Below are 10,911 nucleotides of genomic sequence, written 5' to 3'. Positions count from 1 at the left end.
GCTATATTTTAAGAATCTTTAAATTTAATAAAAGTGTAAACATAAGTAGAGAGTTTGAATATAAAGTTCAAAAAAAAGCTTTTTTAAAAAAAATTAGTTCAAAAGTTTATTATTTTGATAAAAAAGAAGGTTTTCTAATTAGCAGTTACATAAAAGGTATTCATAAAAATAGTTTAAGAAAAAAAGATATAAAACAATTAGCAAAAGTCTTAAAAAAAATTCATACTTTAAAAATAAAATCAAAGAAATATAACTTTTATAATGATTTAAAATATTATACAAAAAAACTAAAAGATAATAAAAATATAAGATATTTAAAAAAATTAAAAAAAGAACTAAAAAAAATCTCTTTATATAAAAAGCAGTTTGCATTATGCCATCATGACCTAAATACAAAAAATATAATTTTTACTAACAATCATAAAATTAAGGTTATTGACTGGGAATATGCAGGTGTAAATGATATCTATTTTGATTTAGCTACTATTTGTGTTGAATTTAATCTTTCAAAACAAAAAGAACAATTTTTATTAGAAAAGTATTTTAAATTAGGCTCTTTGATTAATAAAAACAAATTAAAATCTTATAAAAAACTGTATATTTTATTATGTAGTTTATGGTTTAGTTACAATATTTAAAAAATATTGTAATTTAAGTGACATTTTAATTACAAGTACTACTTCTTTTGATATAATAATTTTTATATAAAGGTAAAAATTATGAAGAGAAAAAATTTAATAATAATTTTTATAACTACAATAATAGTAGCATTTACTCTTGCAATAATACAATACACTCAAAGCTATAAAAATAGCTATGTAAAATTACATAAAAAAGTACTTTTTAATGAAGCTAAATCTCTTTATTCTAATATGATAAATGTTAGAACATGGTCATCTTCACATGGGGGAGTTTATGTAAAAGCAAATGGAAAGCTAAAACCTAATCCATATTTAGAAGATAATGTAGAATACACAAAAAACAATGAACAATTAATAAGAGTAAATCCAGCATGGATGACAAGACAAATATCAGAAATATCTAATAAAAAACAAGATTACTATTTTAAGATAACTAGTTTAAATCCACTTAACCCCCATAACTTGCCTGATACATTTGAAAGAAAAGCATTAATTAAATTAAAAACACATCCAGAAAAAAAGTTTTTTACTGAATTTGAAGATAATAAATATAATTTTTTAGGAGAACTAAGAGTTGAAAAAACTTGTTTACAATGCCATTCATATCAAAATTTGAAAGTTGGAGATATTATAGGAGGACTTAGAGTTTCACTTCCTATAAATTCATATAAAAAAAGTGTAGATTTAATAAATACAAACACTTTTCATATTACACTTATAGTAATATTTACTTCACTTTGTTTTATAGGATTAATTATATTTACAATTAACTCTATTTTCAAAAAAAATAAAGATATAAAAATTCTAAATAGAACACTTGAGAAAAAAGTTGAAAAAAGAACAAAAGAACTTCAAGTTTTAAATAACCAATTAAAAACAACAGCAATTACAGATTATTTAACTAATATTCCAAATAGAAGATTCTTTTTTGAAATGGGCAATAAATCATTTTCTTTGGCAAAACGAGAAAATAAAAGTATTAGTATAATTTGCCTTGATATTGATTACTTTAAAAGAATAAATGACAACTATGGCCACCATGCAGGTGATAAGATCTTAATACAAATAGCTAATACACTTAAAACTCATACAAGAGACTCTGATATTGTAGCAAGAACAGGAGGAGAAGAATTTTCTATAATAGTTAATAATACTGATATTGATGGTGCATTAAAACTAGCAGAAAAAATAAGAGTAGAGATTCAAGATTTAAGTACACTGTATAAACAAGTAGTAATTAAAGTAACTGTAAGTATTGGTGTTACACAAATAAAACAAGATGATACATTTCAAAAAATATTAAATAGAGCTGATTCTTTACTATATAAAGCAAAAGACAAAGGAAGAAATACTATCGTAAAAGCTTAAAATAGTGTTTGCTGACCTTTTTTTACTCTTTTTTTCTCTTTTATTGCATTGCAATTGTTATAAAGTACTTTATTTACTTCATTTGTAACTTCATATATATTAATTAAATCACTATCATAAATTTTAAATAAAGAGTTAACTTCAGCTAAATTTACAGAATTTAACCAAGTATTAAAATCTTTTTCGTTTAGAATAACTGGCATTCGATGATGTATTTTTGAAAGTTTATTATTTGCATCACAAGTAATTAAAGCAACAGTTACGATTTTTTGATTTAGCTGTTCATCAAACCATTCATTATAAATACCAGCAAGTGCTAAACTATGCCCATATTTTGACTGAACATAATATGGAGTTTTTTCATTATCATCTTTTTTCCACTCAAAAAATCCATTAATGGGTATAATACACCTTTGAAATTTAAAAGCATCTCTAAAAGTCATTTTTTCAAATACTGATTCACTTCTTGCATTTATATTCATTGATTTTTTATCTTTTGCCCATGAAGGTAAAAAACCAAAATGAGCATATAAATATGTTCCTTCATTTAATAATGTAGGTATAGGCATCGTTGGTGCAATATTATAGTTTTTGTTTAGATTTTTAACTAAATCTACTTTTATAAACTCTTTTACAGTTTTTTTAAATTTTTCATCATCATAAATAGCTAATCTTCCAGGCATTTTTTCTCTTTTTAAATTTGGTTTTAAAATAATATATTATACTTTCATAAAAATAACTTTTTTAAATAAGAAAGAGAGAATGATTAAGATTTTTAGAATATTTTTATCAATTATTTTTACATCTACAATTCTATATGCAAACTTTTCAAAACAATCAATTCAACAAGAAGAAAGTGGTGAACTTGTAATAGGATATTATGGAAGACCTCACTCTGCTTCCCTAGGAATTTTAGGAGAGAATAGCATAGATGAACTAGTAAAAAAAATGAAAAAACAAAAAGCTTACTATAATAAAGAGCTAAATAATAAAGTTGATATAAAACTTGCATTTCACATAATTTATTCTCTTGCTACAAAAGATCCAGGAAGAAAGAAAGATTATTTACTAGGAATGAGTGATAAAGTTCTAATGAAATATATAAAAAGAGCACAAAAAGAAAACTTTTTAGTATTTATTGATTTACAATTAGGTACATTAACTCCAGCACAAGCTATAAAACCTGTACTTAAATATTTAAAATATGAGAATGTTCACTTAGCAATTGATCCTGAATTTAAAATTCCTAAACATAAAAAATATCCTCCAGGGAAATATATTGGACATATTACAGCATGGCAACTAAACGAAGCTCAAGATCTAATTAGTGATTATTTAATTTCTCATAATATAATACAAAGAAAGAAATTAATTATTCATATGTTTCATAAAAGAATGTTAAGAAATAAAAGATATGTTAAAATACATGATAATATTGAACTTATTTATAATATTGATGGACATGGAACAGGTGCAGTAAAAACTAAAATTTATAATGGCTTATATGCAATTAGTCAAACAAATAAAGCTGTTGGAGGCTTTAAAATCTTTTATAATAATGATATAAAGCCTATAATGACACCTAAACAAATAATGGGATTAGAACCTGTTGGAAATCAAAAAATTATGATAAAACCATACTATATAAACTATCACTAAAGGAAATAAAATGAAATTAAGAAAAATTTTAGCACCACTAATTTTGGCTGCATCTTTATATGCAAATGAGGCACATGATGAAGCTGAACAAATAGTAAATACAATCAATGCAAACAATAACTATGATAAAATAGTAAATCAATTGTTAAGAGTACAACTACAAGTAAAACCTCAACTTAGACCTTTTGAAGATGTGTTGAGAGATTTTTTTTCAAAATATATTAATTTTGATTCAATCAAAGAAGATTTAATAAATTTATATACAAGTAGATTTACTACTGATGAATTAAAAAAGATTAGAAAATTTTATGAATCAGATGTTGGTAAAAAAGTTATAACACAATTACCACAAATTTCATATGAAAGTAACCAAATAGGAATAAGAAAAGTAAAAGCACATCAAAATGAATTAAAAATGATGATTCAACAAAGAGTAGAAGAAATAAAAGAACAACAACAAAATATGCAACAACAAAAATAATAATATACAATGAATCTAGAAGAAAAATTAAAAGAGCTACCTAATAATGCAGGTGTCTATCAATACTTTGATAAAGATGGGCACCTTCTTTATGTAGGAAAAGCAAAAGTATTAAAAAATAGAGTAAAATCATATTTTAAATTTACTCCTAAATTAGGACCAGCTGATAAATTAAGCCCTAGAATATTTAAAATGATTACTGAGGTTAAATCTTTAGAATGGATTGTTGTTCCAAGTGAACATGATGCACTTATTCTTGAAAATTCACTTATTAAACAATTAAAACCAAAATATAATATTTTATTAAGAGATGACAAAACCTATCCATATATAATTATTGATTATAAAGAAGATTTTCCAAGACTTGAAATTACAAGAAAAGTTCTTAAAGATAAAAGTATCAAATATTTTGGTCCTTATTCAACAGGGGCTAGAGATATGCTTGATAGTATATATGAGATTGTTCCTTTAGTTCAAAAAAAAGCATGTATAAAATCAAAAGAAGCATGTTTATTTCATCAAATCAAAAAATGCTATGCTCCTTGTGTAGGTAAAATTACAAAAGAACAGTACAGTAAAATAGTTGATGAAGCTTTAGAATATATTTATAATAAAAATAAATTGGTAAAAAAATTAAATGAAAAAATGTTGCAATATTCTAATGAGTTTAGATTTGAAGATGCCATGAAACTACGGGATAGAATTAAAACAATAGAAAAATCCCAAATTCACACAGGAATGGACTTAGCAACAAATGAAGATATAGATTTATTTGCAATTGAAGTTTCTAAAGAAAAAGCAGTTTTAGTAAGAATGTTTTTTAGAGATGGTAAATTAGCCTCAAGTAATCATGACTATTTAAAAATAAATCAAAAAGAGCTTGAAGTTGATTTTAATGAAGCTTATAAAAGAGCTATTATCAACTATTATGACAATGAAATTCCCCTTCTTCCAAAAGAGATTGTTGTTGCACATGAAATTGATGATATTGATGATTTGGAGTTATTTTTAAAAGATAGATTTGATAAAAACATTCCAATAATAAACCCTAAAAGGGGTAAAAAAACAAAAATTGTAGAAGTTGCACTAAATAATTGTAAAGAGTTATTAAGATTACAAAATGTTAATACTTCTTCTTTATATAAAGAGTTAAAAGAGTTATTTCACTTTTCTTCTACTCCTACAAGATTTGAATGTTATGACAATTCACATATGATGGGTCAAGCAACAGTTGGAGGAATGATTACATGGGAAGAAAAATTTGTAAAAAAAGATTATAGACACTATAATTTAGAAGCAAAAGATGAATATGCTCAAATGAGAGAGACTCTAATGAGAAGAGTTGATAGTTTTGAAAAAAATCCAGCACCAGATGTTTGGGTAATAGATGGAGGAGAAACTCTTTTAAAACTTGCAGTTGATATAAGAAACTCTGTGGGAGTAAATCTAGAAGTTATTGCCATTGCAAAAGAGAAACTTGATTTTAAAGCTCACAGAGCAAAAGGTAGTGCAAAAGATATAATCTATTATGAAAAAGATGGAGTTATAAGTAGAGTTGATTTACTTCCAAGTGATAAAAGATTACAATTTGTACAAAGATTAAGAGACGAAGCACATAGGTTTGCTATATCATTTCATAAAAAACAAAAAAGAAAAGAAGATAGCAAAATTTCACTACTTCAGATAAAAGGTATAGGTGAAGCAAAAGTCAAAAAGCTTCTTTTATATTTTGGTGAATTTGAGAAAATAAAATCATCATCAATTGATGAATTAAAAACAGTATTAAACGAAAAAGACGCTAAAGTATTATTTAATTATTTTAAAGAAATCAAGGAATAAGATCTTGGGAAAAATTGTTATTAATAAAGCAAATTTATTTCATAATCTAAATATCATTTCACAAAAAGCAAATGGTAAAGAAAAAGTAGCTGTTGTATTAAAAGATAATGCATATGGACATGGTCTAATTGAAATCGCAACATTAGCAAGTGAATTTGGTATAAAAAAAGCAGTAGTTCAAACACTAGATGAAGCAATAAAAATCGAAAAGTTATTTGAACAAACATTAATCTTAGCTGAAAGTGATTTTCACACTTATTCACATACTTTTCACATAGCAGTTAATAGTATTGAACAACTTAAAAGATTGCCCAAAAACACGAATGTTCATCTAAAAATTGACACTGGTATGCATAGAAATGGTATAACTAAAGAAGAGCTTAAAGAGGCTATTCATGGTATCTGTAAAGAAAACTTAAATTTCACAGGGTTATTCACACACTATAAAGCAGCTGATATTTTATCAACTGAATTTTACTGGCAAAGAGCCAATTTCTCACAAATAAAAGAAGAAACTAAAAAGATATGTGAACAACTTTTTTTACCACTTCCAAAATTCCATTCTGCAAATTCTTCAGCTCTTTTTAGGTTCAATAACTTTGATGAAGATTTTACAAGAGTTGGAATTGCAACTTATGGATATTTAGATTCTGACACTGTATTTAAAATTCCTGATTTAAAACCTGTAATGTCTTTATGGGCAAATAAAATTACAACAAGAGTTTTAAAAAAAGGTCAAAGAGTTGGATATGGAGGTGCATATGAAGCGCCAAAAGATATGACTATTTCAACTTATGATGTTGGATATGGAGATGGATTTTTAAGACTAAATGGTTCAAATAAATATCTTACACCAAAAGGGTATGAAATATTAGGAAAAGTATCAATGGATAATCTATGTATAAATAGTGAAGATGATGAAGTTTGCATTTTTGAAGATGTTACAAAACTTGCATCAATTCACAATACAATTAGATATGAAATATTAGCAACACTAAATCCAAATATAAAAAAAGAGGTTATATGATTTATAGATATTTTCTTTGTGTTTGTATAGTTTTTAATTTTTGTTTTTCTTTAACTTTTAATGAAGCCCAAAAAGTTGAAGAAAAAGAGGGTATTATAAAAGCTTTAAGCCTTTATAAACATCTTGCACAAGAAAATAATACGGATGCTATTTATAAGCTTGCTACTATTTATGAAAAAGGAAAAGGTGTTCAAAAAAATTATGAAAATACATATATCCTTCTTCTAAAAGGTTCAACACTTGGTGATTATAAATGTGCATTTGCACTTGCTAAACTATATTTAAATAAAGATACAATCTATTATGATGAAATAAATGCATATAACCTTTTAAGTGATTTATCAAATGCAAATTATGCCCCTGCACAAAATGCAATAGGAGTTCTGTTTTTAAAAGGATTAATCGTTGAAAAAGATTACAAACAAGCTGTTAAATATTTTGAAAAAGCTTCAAAACAGGGATATGCATTAGCTCACTGTTATTTAGCATATATGTATGCATCAGGTAAAGGTGTTTTTGCTAATTTTGGAAGAGCACATATTTTTGCAAAAGAAGGAATGAAACAAAATATTGCTCTTTGTAAGAAAGTCTATAAAGATTACAAATTAGCTAAATATAAAGAAGATAAAGGTTTTAAATTTAATTTTTATACAAAACCACCAGAATCTAAAGACTAATATCTTTTAATATAAACTCTACTTGTAATTTTTTCAGCTGAGAAATGAATTTTTCAAAAGAATTATCTAAAATTTTCTCATCTGTAGAACTAAGTGAAATAACAGTTTGTCTTTTATTATCTACAAACTTTGGTAAAGATGATAATTCTACTTTTGAAGGAACTTCTTTCATCAGATCAATTAAATCACTCTCTCCGCAATTTGCAGTCAATGATAATCTATATTTATTTATATTATTTTTAATATAGTAAGTATCTAAAGCTTGTAGAACCATAGCTTGACTCATTGAAGGAAATCCAGGAGTAAAGAAAAATCTGTCATCTAAGTAAAAGCCTGGTACTCTATTTACCACATTATCAAGAAGTTTTGCACCTACTGGTAAATATGACATATATATTCTATGAGGATAAGCTTTTTCTTTAAATTCATTTTCTACTAATTCTTTAGCTTTTGCATTAAACTCCATCTTTTCTTCTCGAAAGACTTTTGCAGCTACTTCTCTTGTAAGATCATCAGGTGTTGAGCCAATACCACCAAAACAAAACATAACTGAATTTTCATCAGATTTGATTAAATTAAAAGTGTTTTCCATTAGTAAAGGATCATCTTCAATCACAAATGAGCCTTTGTGTGTCCATCCTCTTTTTAAAAGTTCTTGATTTAAAAAAGCAAAATGAGCATCTTTTCGACGCCCATTTAATAACTCTGTTCCAATAATTACTGAGTAAAAATTTGGTTGTTTCATCTGTAAGTATTAAGATTAAATTTTAGATTGGATAAATGCATCCATTTCAGAAACAATCTCTTCAATTGTTCTTTCACCATTAATTTTCTTTAATAGATTTTTTTCTGAATAAAATGCTTGAATATCTTTTAATGGGTCTGTATAAACTTTCATTCTATTGTTAAATACTTCAACATTATCATCAGCCCCTCTAGCTCTTCCTAAAACTCTATCTTTTGCAACTTCTTCAGAAACTTCTACTTCAATAGTATTTACTAACTCTACTTCAGTTTCTGTTGCTAAATATTTATCAAGTTCAGTCATTTGCTCTTGGCTTCTTGGATAACCATCAATAACAACAACATCTGTTGGTGCTTTTTTAATAGCTCCTACAATTGTTTCAATAACAATATCAATTGGTACTAAATTTCCTTTTGAAACATAAGAATCAATTAATTGACCTCTTTGGCTTCCACTTGCAACTTCTGCTCTGAACATATCACCTGTTGAATAGTGAGTAATATTTTCATGTTTTTCAGCGATTAATTCAGCATCTGTTGTTTTACCACTACCTGGTGCACCAATAATTAAAAAAAGTTTTTTCATAAATGTCCCTTATTAATTTTTATAAACATATTGAAGTGCGCATTATAACAAAATACAACTTATATATATTTTTACTAACCTTGCATTCCATGTGAGTATGATTTTCTTTTTGAGTTGTGTTTAAAGTTCTGTTTTTTTATTACTATATCTTTTTGACGCTCTTTTCTTTTTGTATCTTTTTCTACAAAGATTTTTTTCTTTGTAAAAGGATCCATTTCCGTATAATACATAACAGCTGAATAAGTTCCTGGAGTTGGCGTAAAAACTTGTGCTTGTTCTGGATTCATTTTTAATTCATGAGTAGTGAAATTTTTTAAATCATGCATATGTTTATCTTCACATCCAGGATGTGCTGCAATTAAATAATAAGTTAAAAATTGTTTTTTCCCAGCTTCTTTATTCAATGTATCATACATCTTTTTAAAATCAATTAATGTTTGTTTCCCAGGTTTTCCCATATGATATAAAACCTCATCACTTGTATGTTCTGGTGCAACTTTCATCTGCCCTGATATATGATGATTTACCATCTGTTTTAAATACTCATAACCATGCTTTTTATCAGCAGTTATTAAATCATATCTTACACCAGAAGCAACAAATGCTTTTTTCACACCAGGAACTTCTCTTATATCTTTAAGAAGTTGAATATTTCTACTATGATCAACTTTCATTGCTTTACAAAGTCTTTTATCATCTACACATCTATAGTTATCTACACAAGTACCTTTTTTGAGCTTTTTCTTACATTCATAACCATACATATTCGCAGTGGGGCCTCCAACATCAGAAATTATTCCTTTAAAGTCTTTAATTTTTGTAAAATCTTTTGCTTCTTGAATAATATTTTTTTCACTTCTTGTTCTAATTGTTCTACCTTGATGTACTGCTATTGCACAAAAATTACATTCACCCCAGCACCCATGATGAGTCATGATAGAAAATTTAATTGTCTCCAAACACTTCACATTACCCTCTTTTTTATGATAGGGATGTAAATCTCTTTGATAAGGGAAAGATGCTATTTTATCCATCCCCTCCTCTTCAAGATAATCACATGGAGGATTTTGAATTAAATATCTTGAATCTACTTTTTGGTAAAGACCTTTTGAATATACAGGATCATTATTATCATAAAAGACTTTGAATAAATCAATATATTTCTCTTTATCTTTCAAGCACTCATCATGACTTGGTATTTGTAAAAACTCTTCAACAGGTTCTTTTGAAATATAACAAAGCCCTCTAATAGTTTTTGGATCTTTACCATCTCTTAAATAGTTTCCTAAATCAATAATTGCTTGTTCACCCATACCATAAATCATATAATCTGCTTTAGTATCAAATAAAATTGGTTTTCTTAATTTATTTGACCAATAATCATAATGAGTCAATCTTCTAAGACTTGCTTCTATTCCACCTAAAACAATTGGAACTGTGTTTTTATAAAATCTTCTTATTAAATTTGTATATGCAATTGTAGCTCTATCTGGCCTTTTATTATTTTTCCCACCAGGAGTATAATCATCACTATTTCTAAATTTTTTAGTTGCAGTGTAGTTAGATACCATTGAGTCAATACTTCCACCACTAACTCCCCAAAAAAGTTTTGGTTCACCTAGTCTTTTAATATCAACATCTGAGTTTATATCTGGTTGTCCAATGATACCTACTCTTAATCCTATACTTTCAAGTATTCTTCCAACAACGGCAATTCCCATAAAAGGAGAATCTATATAAGCATCTCCAGAGATAAGAACAACATCAAGTTCATCCCAACCTCTTTTTTTTACCTCTTGCATTGTAGTTGGTAAAAATTCATTTTTATTCATATATATTTTGGCCTTAATATTTTTCTGTATTGTGCCAAAATATCAATTAACTTATTC

General features: G+C 26.3%; 11 protein-coding genes. 7 read left to right on the top strand and 4 right to left on the bottom strand.

The window, feature by feature from the left end; all coding sequences use genetic code 11:
• Positions 1-638, top strand: a 638-nt coding sequence (locus tag CRU93_RS06445) for a choline/ethanolamine kinase family protein (RefSeq protein ID WP_129103367.1), incomplete at its 5' end; no start/stop codon positions are given.
• Positions 639-719: 81 nt separating this feature from the next.
• Positions 720-2,009 (top strand): diguanylate cyclase, encoded by a 1,290-nt coding sequence (locus tag CRU93_RS06440; RefSeq protein WP_129103366.1) that lies wholly within the window; start codon positions 720-722, stop codon positions 2,007-2,009.
• Here the strand turns inward: CRU93_RS06440 and CRU93_RS06435 are convergent.
• On the bottom strand, positions 2,006-2,692 hold the full coding sequence (locus CRU93_RS06435; RefSeq protein ID WP_129103365.1) for an SOS response-associated peptidase: 687 nt from the start codon (positions 2,690-2,692) through the stop codon (positions 2,006-2,008). The two genes, CRU93_RS06440 and CRU93_RS06435, sit on opposite strands and share 4 nt — an antisense overlap.
• A gap of 79 nt (positions 2,693-2,771) precedes the next feature.
• Between CRU93_RS06435 and CRU93_RS06430 the strand changes: the two genes are divergently transcribed.
• Genes CRU93_RS06430 through CRU93_RS06410 form a run of 5 tightly spaced genes read left to right on the top strand, consistent with a single transcriptional unit; the run spans position 2,772 to position 7,692 of the window.
• On the top strand, positions 2,772-3,668 hold the full coding sequence (locus tag CRU93_RS06430; protein ID WP_129103364.1) for a hypothetical protein: 897 nt from the start codon (positions 2,772-2,774) through the stop codon (positions 3,666-3,668).
• Positions 3,669-3,678: 10 nt separating this feature from the next.
• A complete protein-coding gene (locus CRU93_RS06425; protein ID WP_129103363.1) occupies positions 3,679-4,149 on the top strand; it encodes a DUF2059 domain-containing protein in 471 nt (156 codons plus the stop codon).
• Positions 4,150-4,158: 9 nt separating this feature from the next.
• The gene (gene uvrC, locus CRU93_RS06420; RefSeq protein WP_129103362.1) at positions 4,159-5,988 is read left to right on the top strand and encodes an excinuclease ABC subunit UvrC; all 1,830 of its coding nucleotides are present in this window, start codon (positions 4,159-4,161) and stop codon (positions 5,986-5,988) included.
• A gap of 4 nt (positions 5,989-5,992) precedes the next feature.
• Positions 5,993-7,015 (top strand): alanine racemase, encoded by a 1,023-nt coding sequence (locus tag CRU93_RS06415; protein ID WP_129103361.1) that lies wholly within the window; start codon positions 5,993-5,995, stop codon positions 7,013-7,015.
• Entirely contained in the window at positions 7,012-7,692 is a 681-nt protein-coding gene (locus CRU93_RS06410) for a tetratricopeptide repeat protein (protein WP_129103360.1), read from the top strand. The genes CRU93_RS06415 and CRU93_RS06410 overlap by 4 nt, the downstream gene beginning before the upstream one ends.
• Here the strand turns inward: CRU93_RS06410 and CRU93_RS06405 are convergent.
• From CRU93_RS06405 to CRU93_RS06395, 3 genes are all read right to left on the bottom strand, one after another.
• Positions 7,682-8,437 carry a molybdopterin-binding protein gene (locus CRU93_RS06405; protein WP_129103359.1) on the bottom strand — a complete coding sequence of 252 codons (756 nt, stop codon included), beginning with the start codon at positions 8,435-8,437 and terminating at the stop codon, positions 7,682-7,684. The two genes, CRU93_RS06410 and CRU93_RS06405, sit on opposite strands and share 11 nt — an antisense overlap.
• A 15-nt stretch (positions 8,438-8,452) precedes the next feature.
• Positions 8,453-9,022, bottom strand: coding sequence for an adenylate kinase (locus tag CRU93_RS06400; RefSeq protein WP_129103358.1), 570 nt, complete (start codon positions 9,020-9,022; stop codon positions 8,453-8,455).
• 74 nt (positions 9,023-9,096) lie between these two features.
• Positions 9,097-10,854, bottom strand: coding sequence for a YgiQ family radical SAM protein (locus CRU93_RS06395; protein ID WP_129103357.1), 1,758 nt, complete (start codon positions 10,852-10,854; stop codon positions 9,097-9,099).
• Positions 10,855-10,911: the final 57 nt, after the last annotated feature.

The organism is Arcobacter sp. CECT 8985 (genome assembly GCF_004116495.1).
Taxonomy (GTDB): Bacteria; Campylobacterota; Campylobacteria; order Campylobacterales; family Arcobacteraceae; genus Malaciobacter.
This window is presented reverse-complemented; position numbering and strand designations above follow the sequence as displayed.